At 67.4% G+C, this 22,750-nt stretch carries 21 protein-coding genes; 6 read left to right on the top strand and 15 right to left on the bottom strand.

Going from position 1 to position 22,750, the window contains the following annotated elements; all coding sequences use genetic code 11:
* Nucleotides 1-17: 17 nt before the first annotated feature.
* Nucleotides 18-473 carry a hypothetical protein gene (locus IFT73_RS17600; protein WP_192168744.1) on the bottom strand — a complete coding sequence of 152 codons (456 nt, stop codon included), beginning with the start codon at nt 471-473 and terminating at the stop codon, nt 18-20.
* A 715-nt stretch (nt 474-1,188) separates the two neighbouring features.
* Between IFT73_RS17600 and IFT73_RS17595 the strand changes: the two genes are divergently transcribed.
* The 5 genes from IFT73_RS17595 (at nt 1,189) to qatD (ending at nt 6,955) form a co-directional block, all read left to right on the top strand.
* The gene (locus IFT73_RS17595; protein ID WP_192168743.1) at nt 1,189-1,830 is read left to right on the top strand and encodes a hypothetical protein; all 642 of its coding nucleotides are present in this window, start codon (nt 1,189-1,191) and stop codon (nt 1,828-1,830) included.
* A 119-nt stretch (nt 1,831-1,949) separates the two neighbouring features.
* Complete coding sequence (locus tag IFT73_RS17590; RefSeq protein WP_371811323.1) at nt 1,950-4,160, top strand: P-loop NTPase fold protein; 2,211 nt, start codon at nt 1,950-1,952, stop codon at nt 4,158-4,160.
* Nucleotides 4,161-4,200: 40 nt separating this feature from the next.
* Entirely contained in the window at nt 4,201-4,953 is a 753-nt protein-coding gene (gene qatB, locus IFT73_RS17585) for a Qat anti-phage system associated protein QatB (protein WP_192168741.1), read from the top strand.
* Nucleotides 4,950-6,212: a Qat anti-phage system QueC-like protein QatC gene (qatC, locus tag IFT73_RS19705; RefSeq protein ID WP_371811322.1), complete on the top strand. Its 1,263-nt coding sequence runs from the start codon at nt 4,950-4,952 to the stop codon at nt 6,210-6,212. Before qatB ends, qatC begins: the two co-directional genes overlap by 4 nt.
* Nucleotides 6,209-6,955, top strand: coding sequence for a Qat anti-phage system TatD family nuclease QatD (gene qatD / locus IFT73_RS17580; protein ID WP_197984359.1), 747 nt, complete (start codon nt 6,209-6,211; stop codon nt 6,953-6,955). The genes qatC and qatD overlap by 4 nt, the downstream gene beginning before the upstream one ends.
* A 140-nt stretch (nt 6,956-7,095) precedes the next feature.
* Here the strand turns inward: qatD and IFT73_RS17575 are convergent, their stop codons facing one another.
* The 6 genes from IFT73_RS17575 to IFT73_RS17550 all read right to left on the bottom strand — a co-directional run bounded on the left by IFT73_RS17575 (nt 7,096) and on the right by IFT73_RS17550 (nt 12,708).
* On the bottom strand, nt 7,096-8,520 hold the full coding sequence (locus IFT73_RS17575) for an amidohydrolase family protein (RefSeq protein WP_197984358.1): 1,425 nt from the start codon (nt 8,518-8,520) through the stop codon (nt 7,096-7,098).
* Nucleotides 8,517-9,035, bottom strand: coding sequence for a DoxX family protein (locus tag IFT73_RS17570; RefSeq protein WP_192168739.1), 519 nt, complete (start codon nt 9,033-9,035; stop codon nt 8,517-8,519). Before IFT73_RS17570 ends, IFT73_RS17575 begins: the two co-directional genes overlap by 4 nt.
* A 3-nt stretch (nt 9,036-9,038) precedes the next feature.
* Entirely contained in the window at nt 9,039-9,905 is an 867-nt protein-coding gene (locus tag IFT73_RS17565) for a dioxygenase (RefSeq protein WP_192168738.1), read from the bottom strand.
* A gap of 8 nt (nt 9,906-9,913) precedes the next feature.
* Nucleotides 9,914-10,720 (bottom strand): citryl-CoA lyase, encoded by an 807-nt coding sequence (locus IFT73_RS17560; RefSeq protein ID WP_192168737.1) that lies wholly within the window; start codon nt 10,718-10,720, stop codon nt 9,914-9,916.
* Nucleotides 10,717-11,883: a CoA transferase gene (locus IFT73_RS17555; protein ID WP_192168736.1), complete on the bottom strand. Its 1,167-nt coding sequence runs from the start codon at nt 11,881-11,883 to the stop codon at nt 10,717-10,719. Before IFT73_RS17555 ends, IFT73_RS17560 begins: the two co-directional genes overlap by 4 nt.
* Before the next feature lie 108 nt (nt 11,884-11,991).
* Nucleotides 11,992-12,708, bottom strand: a complete 717-nt coding sequence (locus IFT73_RS17550) for a TetR/AcrR family transcriptional regulator (RefSeq protein ID WP_192168735.1) — start codon at nt 12,706-12,708, stop codon at nt 11,992-11,994.
* An 85-nt stretch (nt 12,709-12,793) separates the two neighbouring features.
* On the opposite strand from IFT73_RS17550, the gene IFT73_RS17545 reads away from it, so the two are divergent.
* Nucleotides 12,794-13,648, top strand: a complete 855-nt coding sequence (locus IFT73_RS17545) for an NAD(P)H-binding protein (protein ID WP_192168734.1) — start codon at nt 12,794-12,796, stop codon at nt 13,646-13,648.
* A gap of 10 nt (nt 13,649-13,658) precedes the next feature.
* Here the strand turns inward: IFT73_RS17545 and IFT73_RS17540 are convergent, their stop codons facing one another.
* The 8 genes from IFT73_RS17540 to IFT73_RS17505 form a co-directional block, all read right to left on the bottom strand.
* The gene (locus IFT73_RS17540; protein WP_192168733.1) at nt 13,659-13,814 is read right to left on the bottom strand and encodes a hypothetical protein; all 156 of its coding nucleotides are present in this window, start codon (nt 13,812-13,814) and stop codon (nt 13,659-13,661) included.
* Nucleotides 13,815-13,986: 172 nt separating this feature from the next.
* The gene (locus tag IFT73_RS17535; RefSeq protein WP_192168732.1) at nt 13,987-15,735 is read right to left on the bottom strand and encodes a bifunctional diguanylate cyclase/phosphodiesterase; all 1,749 of its coding nucleotides are present in this window, start codon (nt 15,733-15,735) and stop codon (nt 13,987-13,989) included.
* Between the two features lies 1 nt (nt 15,736).
* On the bottom strand, nt 15,737-16,555 hold the full coding sequence (locus IFT73_RS17530) for an alpha/beta fold hydrolase (protein WP_192168731.1): 819 nt from the start codon (nt 16,553-16,555) through the stop codon (nt 15,737-15,739).
* Nucleotides 16,556-16,613: 58 nt separating this feature from the next.
* Nucleotides 16,614-17,327 carry a hypothetical protein gene (locus IFT73_RS17525; RefSeq protein ID WP_056605016.1) on the bottom strand — a complete coding sequence of 238 codons (714 nt, stop codon included), beginning with the start codon at nt 17,325-17,327 and terminating at the stop codon, nt 16,614-16,616.
* Nucleotides 17,324-18,865, bottom strand: coding sequence for a long-chain-fatty-acid--CoA ligase (locus tag IFT73_RS17520; protein ID WP_192168730.1), 1,542 nt, complete (start codon nt 18,863-18,865; stop codon nt 17,324-17,326). Before IFT73_RS17520 ends, IFT73_RS17525 begins: the two co-directional genes overlap by 4 nt.
* On the bottom strand, nt 18,862-19,833 hold the full coding sequence (locus IFT73_RS17515; RefSeq protein WP_192168729.1) for a helix-turn-helix domain-containing protein: 972 nt from the start codon (nt 19,831-19,833) through the stop codon (nt 18,862-18,864). The genes IFT73_RS17520 and IFT73_RS17515 overlap by 4 nt, the downstream gene beginning before the upstream one ends.
* A 16-nt stretch (nt 19,834-19,849) precedes the next feature.
* Nucleotides 19,850-21,367: a carotenoid oxygenase family protein gene (locus IFT73_RS17510; RefSeq protein ID WP_056605007.1), complete on the bottom strand. Its 1,518-nt coding sequence runs from the start codon at nt 21,365-21,367 to the stop codon at nt 19,850-19,852.
* A 32-nt stretch (nt 21,368-21,399) separates the two neighbouring features.
* Nucleotides 21,400-22,638, bottom strand: coding sequence for an acetyl-CoA acetyltransferase (locus IFT73_RS17505; RefSeq protein WP_192168728.1), 1,239 nt, complete (start codon nt 22,636-22,638; stop codon nt 21,400-21,402).
* Between the last annotated feature and the right edge of the window lie 112 nt (nt 22,639-22,750).

The following is a 22,750-nucleotide window of genomic DNA, read 5'->3' as shown; positions in this document are numbered from 1 at the left end:
ACCTGGCTTGTCCGCGCCTAACGGTGACGTGAAGGTGAGAAGTCCCAGTCAGCGCTAGACCACCAGCGCGTCCCCTCGATTGGGAAAACCTGGTCGCGCCTAATACTCGTGCCGATGTGGTCCGGATGGAACATGCCCGGGACAGACTCGACCTGCTGGTGAAGCATTGCCGTCAACCGGTGGCCACCACTCGTAAGTTGCACAGACGTGACCGTTATCGGTTCGATGCGGAGTGCCTCGAGTCCTTGAGCATCCACCTCCGAAAGCTCCTGCTGTGCGCGAGCAATCTCATCTTCCAGACCGTCAGCCACACCAGCAGTCGCGATGGATTGAAGAATTTGAGCCAAGTGAGCGTTGACCGTCTTCCAGTCGACGGCGCGATGCCAGGAGTCGTCTTTCCATAGTTCGTAGTCGAGAACTAAGTCGGCCACCTCCGAGAGCTGAATCTCGCACCAATTTTCGTCGTCAGTCACCCGGGAAACGATAGGCCCGAGCATCGCTCAGAGGATCGGTATCGTCGTGCGAAAACGTGCCTACCGGAGACGCTCCTCGTTCGCGGGGGAATGACGTACAGAGCACGACCCACATCGGCAGCGATACGGTCAGGCCCGAGGGGGACGCGCCGGCGGTTCTGGCTCCATCTCTTCCCGTGCTTGCGGTGGCGACGATCATCTCGCGCCCGGTATGCGACTAGACCAACACCACAGACGACCGACGATTGCGAAGATCGTGTCCCATCGCCCGTCTGCTGTTGCGAGCAACTGCGCCGTGGCGGAGCCCGGTCCACAATCCAAAGGTCAGCATCCAAACACTTGGCCGGCGCGGCGGCTCGTCCGGCATGGACGCGACAGCAGTCTGGGCGAAATAGAGTTCGCCAGGTCGGGTCCAGCCCGCTCCACGGCTATCTCCGCGAGCCTCCCAGACCACCCCGCGAACTTGACCCGTGTACTCGATGACCGCCGGCAAACTCGCGGCGCCGTTTCCCCGTTGTCATCAATCCAATGCGCGCGAGCGCGTCAGTCCCGTGATGCGGTCCCAGATGCGCCACGATTGGTGTCCGGTCGACCTGGCGAAACGAGGCAAATGACATCGAACCCGCTCACGGTTTGGCTCCGTGAGAACACAGCTCTGGCTGCGAGTGGGTTGGCGACTATCGCCCTTGCCCTCAAGGTCCTATACGTCGCTGGATTGGACTACACGACCGCGCTCGCTATCGTGCGCATCTCTGGCACCTCGAACCTAGTGATCGGCGCACTAGTATCGGCGCTCCCCTCACTCATCGCAGGGGCCCTTTACTTCTTAGTTGGTAACTACTACAGCTGGTTTCGCGCCCGTACGGGCCTCGAACGATCAGCCATACAGGCGGCAGCTGCTCCGATCTTCATCCTTGCTTTGGCGGCAGCTCCCGTCGCCGTCGTCGTGATCCCAGCGCTCGTATTGATGCTGATCGCGCTCGGAGTGCGGCTATGGGGGCGCCTGTCGAAGAAGTCGCCCGCCCCGCTGCAGCCAGACGAGCGGCCGTCAGATGTGGAAAGGAACGCCGTGCGCGCCATCATCGGCGTCGGCATCCTGTTCCAGCTCATATCTGCGCCGTGGCTCCCGTCGGAACGCGTTGAAAGTCCCGGGATCCCTGCGCGTACGGTTCAAGTACTTGGCTTTCAAGGTGCTTCGACCGCTGTTCTCGTGATTGGCGAAGGCACCGCCAACCGGAGGATCGAAATGCTACCCACGCAGGAAACGACCCGGGTGCTCTGTTCGAGGAAGACCTGGATGGATAAAACTCTGTCCGACTGGATCTCCGGCGACCGCTATCCCAGGTGTCCCGACTGATCGCGACAGCGATCCGTAGTGCCATGCTCAGACCGAGTCGCGGGCATCGACGCACCCTGAGCTCGCGCTGATCGTGCAGATCTATCCGCTCCCCAGCGGCGACCGTATCGTCTCAGTTGATGCACAAGAGGTCGGGCGGAAGAGCTTGGACTCTCTGTTCTAGACGCTATTCGTGCTGCACCTATGGATTAGAACGTTTGAACGCCGGAATCCAGCGATCGCCTCCGCGCTGTGGACGGCGGGATTGGGCCCACGACCTCGATGCGGGCGTCGGACACAACTCCGACGGAGCGAAGCCGAGAGCCATAGCCGCGACGAGTTGTCTGGCCGAACGCCACCGAACGACGCCCGTTTGCGTCAGGATGAATCGTCACGACGATGGACCGGCCGAAGTTGGCCGCCGTCTTCGGCAATTCGAGCGAGCACAGGGAGCATCCGAGATGTGGTCCGATAGCGAGACAGACGTCGACTTCCTCAACTTCACCGGTGTGTCGGACACAGTGGCAGAAGTGATCCTCCGAGCCAACGGCAGGCCCGTTTCGATCGGAATCTCTGGGTCTTGGGGGATTGGGAAGACGTCGATGCTCAAGCTCACCGAGAAGTCATTGAGCAGTCGACTTCTAACCGCTGAGGCCGAGACGGGCCAACCCGGCCGCCGTCACATTTTCCTGACGTTCAACCCGTGGCTCTATCAGGGTTATGACGACGCCCGTGCGGCACTCATTGAGGCGATCGCCACCAAGCTGCTAGCTGAGGCAACGGGCAAAGAAGCAGCGGTCGCAAGGGCAAAGCAGCTACTGAAGCGCGTCAACTGGTTTCGCGTCGCCGGTCTTACTGCCCTCGGGGCGGCGGCTCTATTCTCTGGCGTTGGCGCGCCCGGCGCCATTGGCGCGGCAGGCGGGCTGATCGCAAGTTTCAAATCCGATGGTGTGACAGAGCAGAATCTGGCTGATTCTCAGAAGCTGGCTGACGCCATCGGGGACGAAGCAGATGAAGTCCTACCCCGTGGTGAGACTTCGCCGCCGAAGGAGATTCATGATCTCCGCGAAGACTTCGCGCAGACTCTGGCGCTACTGGATGCGACATTGGTTGTCTTCATCGATGACTTGGATCGCTGCCTACCCGAGACGGCCGTCGCGACTCTTGAGGCCTTTCGTCTGTTCATGTTCATTGAGAACACCGCATTCGTGGTTGCAGCGGACGACCAGATGATCAAGCACGCGGTGCGTCGACATTTCGACAACATTCCCGACGACCGACTGGTCACGAACTATTTCGACAAACTGATCCAAGTGCCGGTCAGAGTTCCCCCGCTTGGCACGCAAGAGGTGCGCGCTTACCTGATGCTCCTATTCCTCGCCGACAGTCCCGAGGTGGACCAAGATCAGCATGAGGAAATTCGGGCGGCAGTGTCTAAGCAACTTCAGTCGTCTTGGACCGGAGCCCACGTCGACAAATCCTTTGTCGAATCCTTGGCACAGAATCTCCAGCCAGAAACCCTTGGCCGACTGGACCTCGCTCAGCGCCTGGCTCCGCTGATGACAACCGGAGTCGGAATTAACGGCAATCCACGCCTCATCAAGCGATTCCTGAACGCGCTCGAGATTCGAATGTCGATCTCCAGGGCGCACGGCGTTGGTGTGAGCGAGGAGATTGTTGCAAAGATCCTCCTCTTAGAGCGTCTCGGAAGCGACGAGGCTCTGTCGGAACTCGCTTCAGCAGTCAACTCGAGCGACGACGGAGTATTCGCACCATTTGCAGAGTGGGAAGAGAGTGCCCTGAAAGGCGCCGATCTCGAACTGACTCCGGCCTGGGACAACGAGTTCACCAAGAGGTGGCTCACAATCAACCCTGGATTCGCTGGACTGGATCTCCGCGGCGCGATGTACGTGAGTCGAGATCGACTGCCGTCAATCACCTCCGAGTCCAGGCTCTCCGAGAAAGCAGCCGACTTGCTGGCCGCTCTTCTTGAGAACCCCGCCACTGCCGACTCGCACCGCACGAAGTTGGAGGCAGTGTCAGCCGTCGAACTCGGCATAATAATGGGCAGAGTTTTGGAGAAAGCCTCAGCAATTCAAACCTGGGGAGCACCGCCCATCCTAAAGGTCGCAACGCTGATCGCCGAGATTTCGCCGACTCAAGCTGATCGTCTCGCAATCTTCCTTCGGGAGCGACCACTCAATCAGATTCAAGCCGCCTTGATCACGAGCATCAAGTCGTTCGCGTGGGCGAAACCGCTCTTCGAGTTCTGGGAAGCGTCCGACGAAGTAGATACCACCGTCAAAGAGAACATCAAGGCGGTGGTCGCCGATGGGCACGTCACAAAGTAGTGCAGGTCCGGGACCAGGGGTGGCACTTCTCCCACCATGGGTGGAGGACTTGACACCGCAGCCAGACGAGGAGACTTCGGACGACCCCACCGAGGAAAGCGCGAACCCTGATCTGCTGCTCACGCCCCTTGCTCCGCCACGCAGATTCGCAGAGGCCCGCCGCAACATCGGCGAATTCGCGAATACGAGCGACTCGGTCTCCATGCGTAGGGGACTCCGCGAATACACCAGGACCGGCTATGGCGGCGCTGAAGGCCTCACGGCCCGCTTCGGCGGGACCGTGCGCCAGAGCGAGCGCCTTTTCAACGCCCTTGATCCTAGTCAGTCTGAGACTTCGGAGCGTCAGAGGCTGCTGGCCGCAACCTCCGGCGCCGTAGCGCTGCTGGACATCGTGGTGGAGATCGTGGCTCCTGTCGACGGCACCCAAGATGCGGAGTCGTCTAGGGCAGCGGTATTCGAAGCTATCGCGGAACTGCAGAATCAGTACCCAAGCGCCAACATTCTTGAGCTGACCGCGCAGCAAAGAGATGTGCTGATCGAGGAGTTCGTTGCAGTCTCGGTTTACCAAAGGGTGATCCTCGACATAGGCGACGCGATCTCCGCCAAGGCTCCTAGCATCCAAGCCGAATCATCACGCCTGCAGCAAATCAGGGACTTCATCAAAGCTACGGTGTCGGGCGCCTTCACTGAAGGCCGGATCGTAGGTCTACCGACAACATCACCCGATATTGCATCGCGAACGCGCGACGCACTTCAACGGACCTTTCAGGTATTCAAGGACTGGACCAAATGAGATACGTAGCTGGACCGTCTGGGTTCACGCCCCCCGCTGGCACTCATGGGGCTCAGATCCTGCTGTTCGGCAATCAGGGGGCACCACGGACCGTAGGGCACGCGATAGAGACTCACATTCGCCGGGCGTGTCTGGACGTTCACCCCCAAGCACGGGACTTCCTAGCCATCGCCCTTGCGGCTATCACCGCAGACCAAGGGACACTTCGAAGCGACAGTTCAGATGGCTGGACCCGTGAAATTCATCTCCACGTGGGAGTGGAGGACGCTGACATATGGTCGGCCGCCAGCGGCCTTCTCTCCGCGGCCCTGCAGTTCCTGACCACGGATCGCTGGACGTTCTCATTCAGCCAGGCCGAGTACGCGAATTTGCCAGGCGGTAAGAGTGTCGCAGCTGACAGTGTCGCGCTACTTTCTGGTGGCTTGGACAGCCTCATAGGTGTACATCGACTGATGGAGATGGGCGCCGACCCAATATTGGTAAGTCACACGGTCCGAGGCGACAAAGAGAAGCAGTCCTCGTTCGCCGCCGCATTGGCCCCGGATCAGACCCACATTCAACTCGGACACAATGCCGTCACGCCGGGTTCAACCGAGCTCTCCCAGCGCAGTAGATCCCTTGAGTTCATTGCGCTCGGGGTTCTGTTCGCATCAGCAAGATCGCCCCAAATCGACGGCACCAAGACACCCTTCTGGCTCTGCGAGAACGGGTTCATCGCAGTCAATCCGCCGCTAACACCGTCCCGTCTCGGTAGCCTGAGTACTCGGACGGCACACCCGACATACTTATCACTCCTGAACCGGCTTCTCGCTCAGATTGGTCTCTCGATCGAGATTCAGAACCCACACCGTTTCGAAACGAAGGGTGAAATGCTTTTGTCCGTAGCCTCGGAGCCGTCAATGGAAGCGATGGCCATCCAATCGACCAGCTGCGGGCGGTTCTTGAGGAACGGATACAAGCATTGCGGCCGCTGCATTCCCTGCCAAGTAAGACGCGGAGCGTTCCTACGCGCGGGGATTGCAGACACCACGGGATATATCTATGAGAACTTGGGCATCCGCGATGGGCATCACGCGCAATGGAAAGATGTCCGGGCGGTCGGGCTAGCCGTTGCAACCGCGAGCGGCAGTTCGGTTCAACGGTGGGGGCACCCGGCGCTCGCTGGACTCCCCGTTACAGAACAGCCCAACCTACTCGGCGTAGTGTCCCGTGGGCTCGCGGAGCTCAGCCAACTCCACAGCTCCTACGGTGTTTCGTGACGATCGACTTCCACTCTCACTTAGACCTTTACCCAGACGCCGCCGCGACAGCGGCAAAGCTCGACGCAAGTGTCGGGTTCGTTCTCTCAGTCACGACAACGCCAAAGGCTTGGAACGGCACGCAGGCGCTCGAGAGGCACCACCCGGCAATTCACACCGCCCTGGGCTTGCATCCGCAGCTTGCGCAGCAACGTCAGCACGAAGTTGATCTATTCGAAGAACTGGTTAGCAACGCACGATTCATCGGCGAAGTCGGTCTCGACGGTACTGATGCTGACGAGACGGGCCGGCGGGCTCAGACCGATGTGCTTAGCCGAATTCTCACAGCATGCGCTCGCGACGGCGGGAAAGTCGTTTCACTTCACAGCAGGCGCGCAACTTCGAAGGTCCTAGACCTCTGGGAAGGGAACCCGGGCGCCGGAACACCAGTTCTGCATTGGTTCTCGGGGAGTCGGGCAGAACTCCAGAGAGCAGTTAATTTGGGATGCTGGTTCAGCGTTGGTCCGGCGATGCTGCGGGGCGCCAAAGGCCGGCAGGTGGTAGCCGCGATCCCGCGCGACAGGATCCTCACTGAGACCGACGGCCCATTCGCTCAGAGTAGCCAGCGCGGGCTGATGCCGGCTCAGACTGAGGAAGCAGTAGCCGTGCTTGCCCAGGTCTGGCGGACGGACGCGATGGGCGTCGACCAACTCCTCGAAACGAACCTTGCGTCTCTACTTCAGCAGAACGACATCACGCTTTAGTAGATCTTCTGCGAGTAGCTCGTCACGAGATTTGGCTGCGTCAAAGTGGGCGGAATGCACCAGCCCAGACGGCAACGTCCGACCCGCCCCTAGGGGCCAGTCGGACGTCGCAGTATTGGTCAGGCGCGAGGACGCGAGCCCTACTCCCCCACGTAGTCCGTGTACATGTACGGGTTGTCGAGGACCTTGGACTCGGGGATGTCGGGGTGCTTGCCGGCTTCCCACTCGTCGGGGCCGAGGGTCGACTCGAGGTGCTCGACGGTCTGCTCGACGGCCGTGCGGGCCTTCGCCAGGGCGTCGCCGATGAGCTTGTGGTCGTGCTTGACGAGCTTGCCGTTGACGACGACGGTCTGGACGTCGGCGCGCTGGGCCTGGAAGGCGACGTGACCGTACGTGTTGAGGATCGGCAGCATGACGGGCGAGTGGTCGTTCTTGATCAGGACGATGTCGGCCTTCATGCCGGGCTTGAGCTGGCCGACCGTCGAGCCGAGGCCCAGGGCGTCGGCGCCGCCGCGGGTCGCCCAGCGGACGACCTCCTCGCAGCGCAGGCCGATGTTGGTGACGGTGTCGCCCGCCTCGTGGGCGATCTGGTGCTCACGGGCACGGTCGGACGCGAGCGTCGAGCGCATGGCCGAGAACATGTCGGCGCTCCACCAGACGCTGGTGTCCATCGACAGCGAGATCGGGATGCCGTGGCGGCGCAACGCCCAGCTGGACGGGTAGCCCTGCCCACAGGTCGACTCGCTCTCGGCCGACACCGACGCGACGCCGCCCGACGCCGCGATGCGGTGGTACGAGTCCTCCGACAGCGTGGCTGCGTGGACGTAGACCGTCCCGGGTGCCATGCAGTCGTTGTCGGCCATCAGCTTGATCGAGCCGTCGTCCGTCGCGCCCCACACGCCCGCGTGGGTCGTGACCGAGACGCCCAGCTCGCGCGCCGCCTCGAAGGCCGCCTTCTCGGGGAAGTCGGGGTCGCCCGTCACGTCGAACGCCAGCTGGAAGCCCAGCATGTCGTCGCGCGGGATGCGACGCTCGACGAACGAGCGCAGGTCGGGCGACGTCGCCCACTCCCACGGCGCCTGGTGGATGTTGCCGTAGCCGAGCACGAACCGTCCGCCCGTCTCGAGCAGGCCGTCGACGGCCGCCTCGGCGTGCTCGATGGTCTGCAGCCCGTGCGACCAGTCGACCGTCGTGGTGACGCCGGCGTCGAGCGCCTCGAGCGCGCCCAGCACGTTGCCGGCGTAGATGTCCTGCGGGCGGAAGTTCTTGCCGTGCTCGAGGTAGTTCCAGACGAAGTACTGCGTCAGCGTCCAGTCGGCGCCGTAGCCGCGCATCGCGGTCTGCCACATGTGGCGGTGCGTGTCGATCATGCCGGGCATCACGATGCCGCCGGTGGCGTCGATCTCGAAGGCGTTCTCGGGCACCTCGATGCCCTCGCCGATCGCGACGATCGAGTCGTCGACGACGAGCACGTCGGCGTTGGTCAGGACGGTGCCGGCGTCGTCCATGGTCAGGACGGTGCCGCCACGGAAGACGATGGGTTGGTGCGGTGCGGGCTGGTTCACGATGGATCCTTTGCGATCGGTGACAGCAGCCGGCGGCTGCGCACGATGGGTGGGACGGCGGCGATGACGCCGAGGACGATGGCTGCCACGGGCACCCACCAGTGGTCGAGAGGGACGTCGAGGGCGTGGTCGAGCGAGGCGTCGCCCGGGCCCGTGACGGCCAGGCAGGCGGCGAGCAACCCGTAGAAGACGGGCACCTCGCACCCGCCCTGCTGCGCCCAGAGCCCGTTCTTGGCGGTGGGCGAGGCGGCGACGATCATCGTCCCGAGCACGATCGCGCACCCCAGCGGGAACGCGAGGCCCGTGACGATCAGGGCCGCGCCGACGAGCTCGGAGACCGCCGCGACCGTCACCATCACGGTGCCGGGACGGAAGCCCCACGCCTCGAAGACCGGCGCGGTCTGGCTGCGGCCGCCCCCACCGAACCAGCCGACGCTCTTCTGCAGCGCGTGCCCCGCGATGAGCGCGGCGAGCACGACCCGCAGGAGCAGCAGCCCGACGTCGGTCTGGTCCATGGGTCAGACCGCGGCCGAGGGCTGCAGGACGAAGTCGTACTCGGCGGTGACGAACGGTCCGTCGATCGTCGTGCCGTCGGGCGCCACACCACCGTCGTGCAGGACGAACGGGGTGATCAGCTCGGCCTTGGTGCCGAACACGACGTCGTCCTCGAGGTACTGCGTGCCCTCGGCGAACAGGTGCGTGACGAGCCGCTCGTAGCCGTCCTCCTCGAACAGGAAGTGGATGTGGGCGGGACGGAAGTAGCTGATCTCGGTGCGCGCGATCAGGTCGCCGACCGGGCCGTCCATCGGGATCGCGTAGCCGAGCGGGACGATGCTGCGCAGGCAGTACGTGCCGTCCTCGCGGGTCTCGTACTTGGCCCGCAGCCGCGCCTCGTCCATGCCGAGCTGCGCCTCGTAGTTGCCGTCGGCGTCGGCCTGCCAGACGTCGAGCACGGCCCCGCCGATCGGCGTGCCGTCCGTCGACCGCACCGTGCCGGTGATGAAGAACGGGGTGCCGGCGATGCCGTCCGACATGTCCCACCCGTACGGCGCGGCGGGCGAGCCGTCGATGTGGAACGGGCCGAGGACGGTCGCGGGCGTCGCCTCGGGCACGAAGCCGTTGTTCATCTGCACCACGAGCATGCTGAGCCCCAGCACGTCGGACGCGAGGATGAACTCCTCACGCTTCTCGTCGCTGATCTGACCGGTCTTGGTGAGCCAGCCGATCGCGGTGATCCACTCCTCCTCGGTCAGCCGCACCTCGCGGGCGAAGTCGTGCAGGTGCGCGACCAGGCCCGTCATGAGCTCGGCGAGGCGCGGGTCCTTCGCCGTCGCCCAGCGCTCGATCGCGAGATCGGTGATGTTGTCTTCCGTCGCGTATGCCATGCGTGCTCCTACTGCGGATCGGTCGCGGGGTCGATGTACGTGGAGTGGCGGTCGATGTGCAGGTACGCGTCCATCGCCATGGGGTGCAGCTTCTCCTCGGCGATCTGGCCGACGAGCCCGGCAGTGCGCGCCAGCAGGGCGAACCCGCGCAGCAGGTCGACCGGCAGGCCCAGGTCGGCCAGCGCGGCGCCGCACACGCCCGCGCCGTTGAGCGGCAGGGTGCGCCCCATGATCTCGGGGTGCACGCGGCCGATCGCGGCGAACAGCGCCAGGTGCGGGCCGTAGGTGCCGGTCTGCTCCGCGATCTCGTAGACGCGCGGGGTGCGGGGGTCGCCGTCCTTGTGGTTGGGGTGCCCGAGGCCGGGGATGAACCGCTTGGTCTCGCGCGCCTCGGTGACGAGCCGGCGGGCCAGCTCGTCCCAGTCGTCGTCGGTGGCGCTGTCGTCGAGGCCGGACTCGTCGACGGCCTTGGCGAGGTAGCTGCCGCAGTCCTCCGTGACGCCGAGGAACCGCGACCCACCGCCGAGCAGGCCGGACGCCAGTGCGCCCTGGATCGAGTCGGGAGCGCTGAGGTAGGTCATGCGCGTCGCGATCGCCGTCGGCGTAAAGCCGTGGTCGGCCAGCGCCACGAGGCACGCCTCGAACAGCCTGACCTGCTCGGGCGTCGGACGCCGGCGGGCTGCCAGCCAGAACGCGAGCTCGCCGAAGCCGACGTTGCCCATCAGGTCCTGGATCTGCTCGTCGAACAGCGTGATGGTCGTGCGGGTCGACCGGCCCAGCGAGGACGGGTAGCTGACCTCGGTGTCGTCGCTCATGCGTCCTCCTCCTCTGCGTCGAGCCAGGCGCGGATCTCGTCGGTGTGCTCGCCGAGCGTCGGCGGCGGCAGGTCGTAGCGCAGGTCGCTGGACGAGAAGGTGATCGGGTTGCGGATCGACGGCACCATCGCGTCGCCCTCGCCGACCTCGACGACGGGCGCGAGCCCCAGGCCGTCCGCGAACTGGACGCCCTCGGCGATCGTGTTGATCGGGCCGGACGCGACGCCCGCGGCCAGCAGCACCTCGAACCACTCGGCCTTGGTGCGCTTGGCCAGCTCGCCCTCGAGCAGGGGCCGCAGCTCCTCGCGGTTCTTCGTGCGGTTGGCGTTGGTCGCGAAGCGCTCGTCCTCGACCAGCTCGGGGACGCCGAGGGCCGCGCACAGGCGGGAGAACTGCACGTCGTTGCCGGCGATGATGATGATCTCGCCGTCCGACGCGGGCAGCGGCTCGTACGGGAACAGGCTCGGGTGGGCGTTGCCCATGCGCGTCGGCACGGTGCCGCCCGCGACGTACGCACCCGTCTGGTTGACGAGACCCGACAGCGCGGACGCCAGCAGGTTGACCTCGACGTGCTGGCCCTTGCCGGTGGCGTGGCGGACGTTGAGCGCCGACAGGATGCCGATGTTGGCGTGCATGCCGGTCATGACGTCGAACACCGAGATGCCCGCGCGGAACGGCTGGCCGTCGGGCGAGCCCGTCAGGCTCATGAGCCCGGAGATGGCCTGCACCATCAGGTCGTAGCCGGGGTAGTCCTTGCCGGCGCCGGTGCCGAAGCCGCTGATCGAGGCGTAGACGACGCCCGGGTTGGCCTCGGAGACGCTCTCGTAGTCGAGGCCGAAGCGCGCCATCAGGCCAGGTCGGAAGTTCTCGATGACGATGTCGGCGCGCGCGGCGAGGCGCTGCGCGGCGGCCAGGTCGTCGGGGTCCTTCAGGTCGAGGACGATCGACTTCTTGTTGCGGTTGATGCTCAGGTAGTACGTCGACACCTCGTCGCGCACGGGCGGCACCCACGTGCGGGTGTCGTCGCCGATGGGGCTTTCGACCTTGATGACCTCGGCGCCCATGTCGGCGAGCAGCATCGTCGCGTAGGGGCCCGCGAGGATCCGCGAGAAGTCGGCCACGACGAGCCCGGCGAGCGGGCCTGCAGTCTTCTGGTCTAACACATTGCTCCTGTCCGCTGTACGGACATCTGTCCGCCACAACCTCACCGTAGCACGCGTTGTGACCGCCGTCACCCCTCAGGGGTGGACGGTTCGAGAGGTCGGACTCCCCTAGTGCTGGTCGACGACGCGGTCGAGCCACTCCGCCAGCAGGCGCCGCTCCGCCTCGCTCAGCGCCTCGAGCTGCGGCGCCATAGCCCGCATCGCGACGGCCACCGAGACCGAGTCGTCCTGCGCTGCGGCGGGCTCGTCGGTGAGCATCTGCCCCAGGACGGCGTCGAGCATCGCGTCGGCGAGACCTCGGTCGCGCTGCTCCGGCGGCGTGGCAAGAATCGTCGTGACGGCCCCCACCCCGGCTGCCCGGATGAGGTCGACCGCTCGCTCCTCCGCGACGCGAAGACGTCCGGTGACGGCCATCCGGTGCACCCGCGCGCGCAGGACGTCCAGGCCCGCGAGCGTCGCGGGGGACGTGAGCGCGCGGGTCGGATCGTTCATGAACCGGAAGAGCATGGGGTTCGCGAGCCCGAAGTCGATCTGCGTGTCCCACCCGGCGCGCAGGTCGTCGACCGGGTCGACGTCGTCGGACGTCGCAGCCTCGACCGTCCGCGCCTTGGCCGACACGTACGTCGCCATGACGTGCTCGGCGACCGCCTCGAGGAGGCCGTCCTTGTCGCCGAAGATCCGGTAGATCGTCGGCGCCTGGACGCCGGCCTCGTCGGCCACGCGACGTGTCGTGACGGCGGACGCGCCGTGCTCGCCGAGCAGCCGGGCCGCGGCGTCGACGACCGCCGTCCTCGTGTCGGTGGGTCGATCGGTCGTCGCAGGCACGTACCAACGATAACACCAGGTTGTTATCGCAGATAATCATTGTTACCGTCGTCGTGTTAACGACGATAACACGAAAGGGCCACCCATGATCGTCATCACCGGCGCCACCGGACCGTTGAACGGAACCACCACCGATCGCCTGCTCGACCGACTGCCGACGGGCGAGGTCGCGGTCGCCGTGCGCGACCCCGCCAAGGCCCAGCGGTTCACCGACCGCAGTGTCGAGGTGCGCCGGTGCGACTACGCCGACCCAGCCTCGCTCCCGGCCGCCTTCGAGGGCGCCGACCAGCTGCTGCTCGTCTCCTCGAACGACCCGGGGGCCGACGCCGTCGGCCTGCACGCCACCGCCATCGAGGCGGCCGTCGCCGCCGGCGTCGGGCGCATCCTCTACACGAGCCACCAGGGTGCCGCGCTCGACAGCCCCTTCATTCCCGCCCGCGGCCACGCCGCGACCGAGCAGCTGCTCGCCGACTCCGGCGTCGCCTGGACGGCACTGCGCAACGGCTTCTACGCCCACAGCCTCGACATGCTGATGGGCCCGTGGCGCGAGACCGGCACCGTCGTCGTCCCTGCGGACGGCCCGGTGTCGTGGACGGCCCGCGAGGACGCTGCCGAGGCGGCCGCCGTCGTCCTCGCGGACGGCTCGGCCGTCGACGGGCCGATGACCCTCACTGCGAGCGCGGCACCCACGTTCGCCGACGTCGTCGGCATCGCGTCGACGGTGATCGGACGCCCGGTCGATCTTCAGGTCGTCGACCCCGAGGAGTGGGTCGCGGCCCAGGTCGAGGCCGGACGACCCGAGCTGCTCGCCCGGTTCACGCTCGGCATCTTCCTGGCCGCGCACGAGGGCTTCTTCGCCGGGACGGACCCGCAGCTCGCGACGATCCTCGGGCGCGAACCTCGCACCGTGGCGGACGTCCTGGCCGACGCGCCCCGCTGACGGTGATCGTCTACTGCGCGGCACCCGGGTCGGTCGACGAGGAGCGGCTGCTGTCGCTGTGACCGGGCGGCCGGTCGACGGCCTGCGAGTCCGGCTCGGCCTGGCAGTGCGGGAGCGCACCCACCGCCATCGCGAGGACCAGTGCCACGCGCACGCGGCGCTTCACGCTGCACCTCGACGCATCGATGCGTGCAAGCGCGGGCGGAAGTGGCGGGAGCAGGTCACCGCGAGAGTCTGTCACGAACAGAGGTCACACCGCTACTGATCGGTCGCATCGTGTGGTCGGATTCGGAAAACTTGTCATGTGCGTGACAAGTTCTTGCCGCCTCGCCGCGCGATCAGGTGCCGTGCCGGGCGGCGATCCACGCCTCGAGCGCCTCGTCGCCGAGAGGACGCGAGTACAGGTAGCCCTGCGCGACGTCGCAGCCGATCTCGGTGAGCCGCGAGAGCTGCGCGACCGTCTCGACTCCCTCGGCGACGACCGACACCGAGAGCGCGTGCGCGAGGTCGACGCACCCCACGACGAGCGCCGCCGACTCGGCCGAGGAGTCGATCCGCTCGACGTAGGACTGGTCGATCTTGATCTCGTCGACCGGGAAGTCGCGCAGGTAGGCGAAGCTCGCGTGTCCCGTGCCGAAGTCGTCGATCGACAGCTTCACGCCGTGCTCGTGCAGCTGGCGGAAGGTCTCGGCGATCTGGGGCCCGTCCGTGACGAGCCCGGTCTCGGTGAGCTCGAGGGTCAGCAGGCGGGGGTCGAGGTCGGCGGCGCGCAGCAGCGCGACGACGCTGTCGGCGAAACGCGCCTCGCCGAACTGACGCGCCGCGATGTTCACCGACATCTGGACGGGCCCGAGCGGGCCGCTCGCGAGATCGGCCGCCTTCGCGATCGCGGTGGCGCACGCCCACAACCCGATCTGGCTGATCAGCCCGCTCTTCTCGGCCGCGTCGATGAATCCCGCGGGCGGGATCAGGCCCCGCTCGGGGTGCTGCCACCGGACGAGCGCCTCGAGACCGTGCAGCCGACCCGAGCGGAGGTCGAGCTGCGGCTGGTAGTCGAGGAACAGCTGCGACTGCGCGATCGCCGTGCGCACCTCGCCGAGCAGCCGGATCTCGTCGAGCGCCGACTCGTCGTCGTCGGCGTCGAGCCGCTTCCACCGGCTGCGTCCCGCCGCCTTGGCCGCGTACATGCCGTTGCCCGCGTGGTGCAGGAGGGCCTCCGCGACGTCCAGGGCGCCCCGCGGTCCGAGCGGCTGCGGTCGCTGCCTCGACGCCAGCCCGATGCTGGCCGAGACGACGATCTCGACGTCGTCGGCCACGACGGGCTCCGCCACCAGGGCGAGGATCTCGTCGGCGACCACGTCGGACGGGACGTCCGGCAGGACGACGACGAACTCGTCCCCGCCCACGCGGCCCAGCAGGGCGTCGTCGCCGAAGCGGGCGGCGAGACGGCTCGAGATCGTCATCAGGACGTCGTCGCCGGCCGCGCTGCCCAGGCTCTCGACGACGACGCGGAAGTGGTCGAGACCGATCCACGACGCCCCCACCGTCTCGCCCGGCCGCAGGGCGACGACCCGCTCGGCCACGGCCTCCACGACCCCCGACCGGTTCAGCAGACCCGTGAGGGTGTCGCGGCGCGCGACCTGCTCGAGGTCGTCCTCCGCCGCCTTGCGACGGGCGTCCGAGTCGTCGGCCCGACGCACCGCGGTGATGAGCTGCGCCTCCTCGAACGACTGCTCGCGGCGCGGCGCGACGACGAACAGGGTGAACGGCGGGTCGGTCATGACCCGCGAGGCACCGAGCGTCGCGGGCAGGCGGGCGCGGTCGGCGCCCAGGACCGTCACGGCGAACTCCGGCACGTGACCGGTCAGCTCGACGAGCAGCGCCGTGCGCGTCGACAGCAGCACCCGGTCGGCGACCGACAGCAGCCGCATGAACGGCGTGCCCAGCAGCTCCTCGCGCGACAACCCGCTCCACCGCGGGAACCAGTCGTTGACGTCCACGATCGTGTCGTCGGCCGCGGTGACGACGAGCCCCGCCCCGGCCGTGCGGAAGACCACCTCGAAGTCGGGACCGGACGGGTGCGTCATGTCAGGCGGCGGTGTACGCGAGGATGGCCCGCGCGGTCTCGTCCGGGGCGCTCGCCTGGGGCACGTGACCCGACGCGGTCAGCACCAGCAGCGTGCTCTGCGGCAGGTGCTCGTCGAGGTAGGTGCCCACGGACAGCGGTGCCAGGGCGTCGTCGGAGCACTGGACGATGAGGCTCGGCACCGAGACGGACGGCAGCAGGTCGCGGACGTCCGACAGGAACGTCACCCGGGCGAACGTCCGCATGACGCGGGGGTCGACGCGACAGAAGTCGTCCTCCATCTCGTCGTTCAGCTCGGCGGAGTTGTCGGCGCCCATCACGACCGGGGCCATCGCCGCGGCCCACGCCATGTGGTTGTCGTCCAGCGACGCGAGGAGGTCGTCGACGTCGAGCGACGACAGGCCGCCGACGTAGCCCGTGGCGTCGTCGTCGAGGTACGACGGCGACGGCGCCAGCAGCACCATGCGCGTCATGAGGTCGGGGCGCCGGACGGCCGCGGCGATCGCCATCATCGCGCCGATGCTGTGGGCCACCACCGTGACGTCCTCGAGCGCGAGCGCGTCGCACACCTCGAGCAGGTCGGTGACGTAGCGGTCGAGGGTGCCGTACGCCGCCGGGTCGTAGGCGTCGAGGTCGGAGCCGCCCGAGCCGACGTGGTCGAACAGGACGATCCGGAACGTGTCGTCGAGGTGCGGGACGAGCCGGCTGTACATGGTCTGGTCGCAACCGAAGCCGTGCACCATCACCACGACCGGGGCCCCGTCCCGACCGACGATCCTGACGTTGTTGCGCACCAGCACGTCCTGCGACTGCACCCTCATCTCACACCCCCCGACACCGTGCAAGCCTCTCACGATCGTCGGCCCGGCGCGGACCCACTCAGAGCAGGGTGAACGTCACTCCGCTCACCACGACCTGGGGCGACTCGGGCGCGGCACCCTCGGCGACCTGCACGTCGATGCCCGTCATCATCTTGACGTCGCCGCGCACGAAGCGGACCGTGCGCTCGCCGATCGCGATCTGCGGGACGTCGATGTGCTGCACCGACACGTCGAACAGCGTCGCCCACTTCTCGGCCTGCGCCTGCGGGTCGTGCGAGCTGATCTCGACCGCGAGGACGTCGTCGATGAGGGGGTTCTCGGACGTCTCGCCCTCGATGTCGTCCCAGAACCACTCCGACGCGTCGGGGATCTCGTCGAGCTCGACCAGCAGGCCCAGGTCGCCGGGCTTGAGCTGCACGATGCGGTGGTCGTAGACGACCTGGTCGGCGATCGTCCGGATGCCCAGCGCCTCGGCGCGCTCGAGGAACGGTCCGAGGTCGCCGACCTGGATCGACAGGCCGTAACCACCGCCGCCACCGACCTTGGCACACCACGTCGCGATCGAGGCCTCGGGCGTCAGCGCGCCGACGAGCTCGAGGTGCGCCTCGCCGCCGACGCGCAGCGTCTCGTCGTCCATGCCGATCGTCTCGAGGATCGGGTCGGCGAAGCCCGGCGCCAGGCCGAACGCCGAGCGCAGCTCCTTGCTCGCGGTCTCCATCTCGCTGGTGCCGATGATGACCTGCCGCATGATGGGAAGGGTGCCGTGCTTCATCCGATGTTCCTCTCGTGTCCGGCCCACCACGGAGCACGCAGCTCACGCTTGAGGACCTTCCCGGACGGGTTCCGGGGCAGGGCGTCGACGATCTCGACGCCGGTCGGGCACTTGTAGTGCGCGAGCCGTTCGCGGGTGAAGGAGATGAGCTCGTCGGCGTCGATCTCGTGGCCGGCGGCCGCGGCGACGACCGCCAGCGGCGTCTCGCCCCAGCGCTCGGACGGCACGCCGATCACGGCGACCTCCTGCACGTCGGGGTGCGCCATGATGACGTTCTCGACCTCGGCCGGGTAGATGTTCTCGCCGCCCGACATCAGCAGGTCCTTGATGCGGTCCTTGAGGAAGACGTAGCCGTCCTCGTCGACGTAGCCGGCGTCGCCCGTCCGGAACCAGCCGCCGGGCCAGAACGCCGCGGCGGTGTCGTCGGGACGGCGCCAGTACGAGCGGGTGACGCCGGGGCCGCGGGTCACGATCTCGCCGATCTCGCCGGTCGGGATCGGCTCACCGGTCTCGGAGTCGACCACCGCGACCTCGACGCCGGGCACGGCCCGGCCGGCCGAGCGCAGCTTCGTGGTGCCGGGCACGTGGTCGGACGGTCCGAGGATCGTCGTGACGCCGACCGTCTCGGTCAGTCCGTAGCTCTGCGACAGCTCGGCGCCGAACACCTGCTTGGCCCGCACCATGACGGTCTCGGAGATCGGCGACCCGCCGTAGACGACGTGCTGGACGCTCGAGTAGTCGGCGGCGGACGCCTCGGGGCTCGTGATGAACAGCTGGATCACGGTCGGCACCATGATGACGTGCGTCGCCCGGTGCTCGAGCAGCAGCGAGAGCATGTTGACGGGCGTGACCTCGGTGAACTGCACGATCGTGCCGCCCGCGGCCAGCGCGATGAGCGACCATCCGCCCGCGGCGATGTGGTAGTACGGCGTCGGCACGAGGCTCACCGAGTCGGGCGTGATGTCGAACTGCGCGCTGAACGCGTCGACGGCCCACAGGAAGCCCTCGACCGTCGTCGTGACGCCCTTCGGCCGGCCCGTCGTGCCCGACGAGTACATCAGCGAGCACAGCGCGTCGCCGCCGAGGTCGCGCTGCGGGTCGCTGGCGGGCTGCTCGGCGACCCACGCCTCGTATGACGACGTCTCGCCGGACTGCGAGAACACCAGCCGGTGGCCCGCGTACGTCTCGGGCAGCAGGTCGGTCAGGTGGTCCTCGACCAGGATCGCGGCGGGCTCGGCGTCGCCGAGGATCCACGTGATCTCGTCGCGTGACAGGCGGAAGTTGAGCGGGACGATCGCGACCCCGGCCTTGGCCGCGCCGAAGAACAGCTCCCAGTACTCCGTGGCGTTGCGGGCCAGGTAGGCCACGCGGTCGCCCGCGACGAGACCCATCGACACGAGCCCCGACGCCACCCGGTCGGAGCGGGTCGACAGCTCGCCGTACGTCACGCCCCGCCCCTCGCCCGTGATCGCCACGGAGTCGGGGTGGTGCTTGGCGCTGGTGCGGATGACGTCCGCGATCGTGCGCTCCTGGCTCATGTCTCTCCTCTGGGTGCCGCGCCCACGAGGGCGGGGACGATCGTGATGTCGTGTCCGGCGAGGGCCTCGCCGCACTGGTCGCAGCTGAACGTCGCGACGAAGTCGCCGCCGCACGTCCGGTGCGTCTGGACGAGCGAGGGCCCCTCGGGCGCGTGGAACCAGAACTCGGCCCACTGCAGCGTCGCCGCGACGACCGGGAAGAACGCGCGCCCCTTCTCGGTCAGGCGGTACTCGGCCCAGTCGGGACGCTTCTCGTTCTGCGTCGCCACCAGCACGCCGATCGCGCAGAACGCGCGCAGCCGGTCGGCCACGAGCGTCGGCGGCGCCTTCAGGCTCGTCTCGAAGTCGGTGAAGCGCGTGACGCCGCGGAACGCCGCACCCATGAGGGCCGACGCCCACCGGTTGCCGAAGATCGTCATGGTCTCGGGGAACAGCCCGGCCCCGCCGTGCGTCGGGTCGGCCTCGGACCGCCGGCGCGTGACCGACTCGGGCACCGACCGCTCCCACGTGCCGCTCGGGCCCCACGTCGCCGAGATCTCCTTGGCGGCGACGGGCTTGCCGCACGAGCCGCACGACAGGATCGGGGAGAAGGCGCGCTCGCACGTCACGTGGTGCATCGTCGGCAGGACGTCGACGTGCTCGGCGACCCAGTGGCGCTCCCAGTCCCAGATCGCCAGCATGACGGGCCACAGCGACCGGCTGCGCGCCGTCGTCAGGTACTCGGCCCGCAGCGGGTTCGACTGGTAGACGTGGCGCTCGAGCAGGCCCTCCCGCTCGAGCATCGACAGCCGTGCCGTCAGCACCGAGTTGGAGATCGGCAGGGCCGCCTTGAACTGGCCGTAGCGGCTGACCCCCTGCAGCGCCTGCTGGACGATCAGCAGGGTCCACTCGTCACCGAGCAGGCCCAGCATCCGTCCGACGGCATTCGTGCCACCGGGCTCCAACGTCGTGGGCTCCGCCTCGGCCATGATCGACTCCTCGCAGCTACAGACCGACCGCGTCCGCGGCCGTGTCGGCAGTCTGCCAGCGGCGCAGGTCGGCGCCGGGAGCCCACGTCGAGTGCGTGCCGCTCGAGATCCGCTCGGGCAGCTTGAGCTTGCACACCGGGCCGTCGCCGACGCGGGCCGCGTCGAAGATGACGGCGTACGAGGCGTCGTCGTTCATGTCGGTCGTCAGCGTGATCAGGTAGCCGTCGTCCTCGGACGTGCTGCCGACCCGGGGCGCCATCGCGGTCTCGCTGCCGTAGACGCCGTCGCCGAACGAGTACTTCTCCTCGGTGCCGTCGAGCAGGTCGTGCTTGACGAGACCGTCGAACAGGAACCACGACGGCTTGCCGGTCGCGGCGTACGCGTAACGGTACTTCTGCCCCGCGTGCGAGCCGTTCATCATGCCGAACTCGGTGATCGAGTCGCTGAGCTGCTGCTCCTTGACCTGCCCCGTGACGAGGTTGAGCCGCCAGCGGTGCAGGCGCGACTGCATGCGGTCGAGCGCGAGGAAGCGGAACGCCCGCTCCCAGTGGTTGCCCATGCCGTTGTCGGCCGGCTCCGGGTCGCCCTGGAAGAAGCCGTCGAGCACGATCTCGTCGCCCTCCTCGTACGCGTTGACGAAGTGCAGGACGAACGTCGACTCGGCCTCGAACCACTTGATGTCGGACGTCTGCCCCTTGCGCGGGATGACCGCGAAGCGCGTCGGCAGCTCGGGGTGGAACCGCGGGATGTGGGCGTCCTGCTTGAGCCCCTCAGGGTCCCAGAACAGCGGGCAGTCGTTGAGGATCGCGTAGTTCTCGGTGAACGCCATGTCGTGCGGCAGGCGCGGGCCCGGCAGCGGGACGTCGATGTAGTGCGACAGGTCGTTGTTCTCGTCGACGACGCCGTAGTGCATGTACGGCGCCTCCTTGCTGTAGTTGAAGAACAGCATCTCGCCGGTGCGGTCGTCGACCTTGGGGTGCGCCGAGACGCCCCACTCGAACGGGAACCGGCCGTTCCAGTCCTCCTTGCCGCGCGTCTCGGCCGACATCGGGTCGATCCGGTACATGTCGCCGCACTGGTAGAACGTCGACAGCGCCTGGCCGCGGTGCACGATGACGTCGGTGCTCGACGCGTCCTTCATGCGGGTGCGGGCACCCCAGCCCTGGTCGCGCTTGGAGCTCGACGGGCGCTCGGCGAGCCCGGCCCACAGCGCCTGCCCCGCCTCCTGCTCGGCCAGGAAGCCGTCGGTGCGGATGAAGCGGTTGCGGTAGAACGCCGTGCCGTCGCGGAAGCCGACGACGTGGATCATGCCGTCGCCGTCGAACGGGTGGTAGTTCTTCAGCGACGGGTGCACGGGGTTCTCGGTGTTGCGCAGGTAGACGCCGTCGAGGTCCTTGGGGATCTCGCCCTCGACGACCTGCAGGTCGTCGGCCTTCCACTCGGTGGTCTGCGGCTGCCACGGGCCCGTGCGGTACGGGTGGTCGTCGTCCGCGGGCAGCGTCGACAGCAGTCGTCCGACGACTTCAACGTCCATGGGGGTCTCCTAGCTGCGGTGCTGGTGGGTGGTCAGGCGGCGGGTGCGGCGCCGACGACGAGGCTGACGGTCGTCGCGGTGCTGCCGCCGAAGTTAAGCGTGCCGAAGGTCGAGGCGCCCTCGACCTGGTAGTCACCGGCGGTGCCGCTGACCTGCTTGGTCGCGTCGAGCAGCATGCGGACGCCGCTCGCGCCGACGGGGTGGCCGCCGCCGATCAGGCCGCCGCTGGGGTTGATGGGCAGGGTGCCGCCCATCTCGATCTCGCCGTTCTCGATCGCCTTCCACGACTCGCCCGGGCCGGTCAGCCCGATGTGGTCGATCGCGACGTACTCGCTCGGCGTGAAGCAGTCGTGGGTCTCGAGGCCGTCGAGGTCGTCGAGCCCGACGTGCGCGCGGTCGAAGGCGTCGAGCACGGCCTGGCGCAGGTGCGGCAGGACGTACGGGTTGTCGCGGTCGCGGTCGAGCTTCTGCTGCAGACCGAGGCCCACCGTGCGGTGGCCCCAGCCGAGCACCTGCGCGGCGGGCGTGACCTGGGCGCCGGGGTGCGCGCGCAGCCACGTGTCGTTGACCAGCACGACGCCGGCTCCGCCGTCGGTGACCTGGCTGCAGTCGAAGCGGCGCATGCGTCCGTCGACGACGGGGTTGACGGCGTCGTCGCGCCCCACGCCGGCGACGAGGTCGGGGACGTCCCACCCGCGCGTCTGGGCGTTGGGGTTGCGGCGGCCGTTGGCGAAGTTGATCTGGGCGATCGCGCGCAGGTGCACCTCGTCGAGGCCGAAGCGCTCGTCGTACTCCTCGGCGACCTCGCTGAACATGTGCGGCCACATGAACGTCGCGTCGTGCCCCTCGTGGCCGATCCACGCGGCGGCACCGAGGTGCCCGGCGGCCTGGTCGCCGCTGACGGTCTTCTCGAGCTCGATGCCGACGACGAGGGCGCTGTCGTAGTTGCCGGCGCGCAGGTCGGCCATCGCGGCGAGCACCGCGATGCTGCCGGACGCGCAGGCGGCCTCGTGGCGGGACGACGGCAGGCCCCACAGGTCGTCGCGGACCGACGCGGGCATCGCGCCGAGCTGACCCTGGCCCGCGAACAGCTGGCCGAAGGCGTTGGCGACGTGCACGACGCCGATGTCGGAGCCGTCGACCGAGGAGTTCTCGAGGGTGTGGTCGACGACCTCGGAGGTCAGGTCGGCGAAGTCCTTGCCCTCGCGCGTCAGGTTGCGCGCGAAGTCGCTCTGGTAGCCGCCCAGCACCCAGATGTTCTCCTGGCCCATGCCGCTCTCCTGTCGTCGGATTCAGTCGTGAGGGTTGCGTTGCTCACACAAAACGTACTACAACTAACAGAGTATCTCCACCAGTTGAATCAGCCAATCCGATGAGGAAGAC

This window comes from Aeromicrobium sp. CFBP 8757, assembly GCF_014841755.1.
Lineage (GTDB): Bacteria > Actinomycetota > Actinomycetes > Propionibacteriales > Nocardioidaceae > Aeromicrobium.
Note: the sequence above shows the minus strand (reverse complement) of the source record. Positions and strands in the feature narration are given on the sequence as shown.

Bases quoted from the DNA above. Each gene is read 5' to 3' on its own strand.
- qatC (WP_371811322.1), top strand. From the start codon at position 4,950: ATGAGATACGTAGCTGGACCGTCTGGGTTCACGCCCCCCGCTGGCACT.
- IFT73_RS17565 (WP_192168738.1), bottom strand. From the start codon at position 9,905: ATGGCATACGCGACGGAAGACAACATCACCGATCTCGCGATCGAGCGC.
- IFT73_RS17570 (WP_192168739.1), bottom strand. From the start codon at position 9,035: ATGGACCAGACCGACGTCGGGCTGCTGCTCCTGCGGGTCGTGCTCGCC.
- IFT73_RS17505 (WP_192168728.1), bottom strand. From the start codon at position 22,638: ATGGGCCAGGAGAACATCTGGGTGCTGGGCGGCTACCAGAGCGACTTC.
- IFT73_RS17590 (WP_371811323.1), top strand. From the start codon at position 1,950: ATGCACAAGAGGTCGGGCGGAAGAGCTTGGACTCTCTGTTCTAGACGC.
- IFT73_RS17515 (WP_192168729.1), bottom strand. From the start codon at position 19,833: ATGGCCGAGGCGGAGCCCACGACGTTGGAGCCCGGTGGCACGAATGCC.
- IFT73_RS17545 (WP_192168734.1), top strand. From the start codon at position 12,794: ATGATCGTCATCACCGGCGCCACCGGACCGTTGAACGGAACCACCACC.
- IFT73_RS17535 (WP_192168732.1), bottom strand. From the start codon at position 15,735: ATGACGCACCCGTCCGGTCCCGACTTCGAGGTGGTCTTCCGCACGGCC.
- IFT73_RS17525 (WP_056605016.1), bottom strand. From the start codon at position 17,327: ATGAAGCACGGCACCCTTCCCATCATGCGGCAGGTCATCATCGGCACC.
- IFT73_RS17520 (WP_192168730.1), bottom strand. From the start codon at position 18,865: ATGAGCCAGGAGCGCACGATCGCGGACGTCATCCGCACCAGCGCCAAG.
- IFT73_RS17560 (WP_192168737.1), bottom strand. From the start codon at position 10,720: ATGAGCGACGACACCGAGGTCAGCTACCCGTCCTCGCTGGGCCGGTCG.
- IFT73_RS17510 (WP_056605007.1), bottom strand. From the start codon at position 21,367: ATGGACGTTGAAGTCGTCGGACGACTGCTGTCGACGCTGCCCGCGGAC.
- IFT73_RS17530 (WP_192168731.1), bottom strand. From the start codon at position 16,555: ATGAGGGTGCAGTCGCAGGACGTGCTGGTGCGCAACAACGTCAGGATC.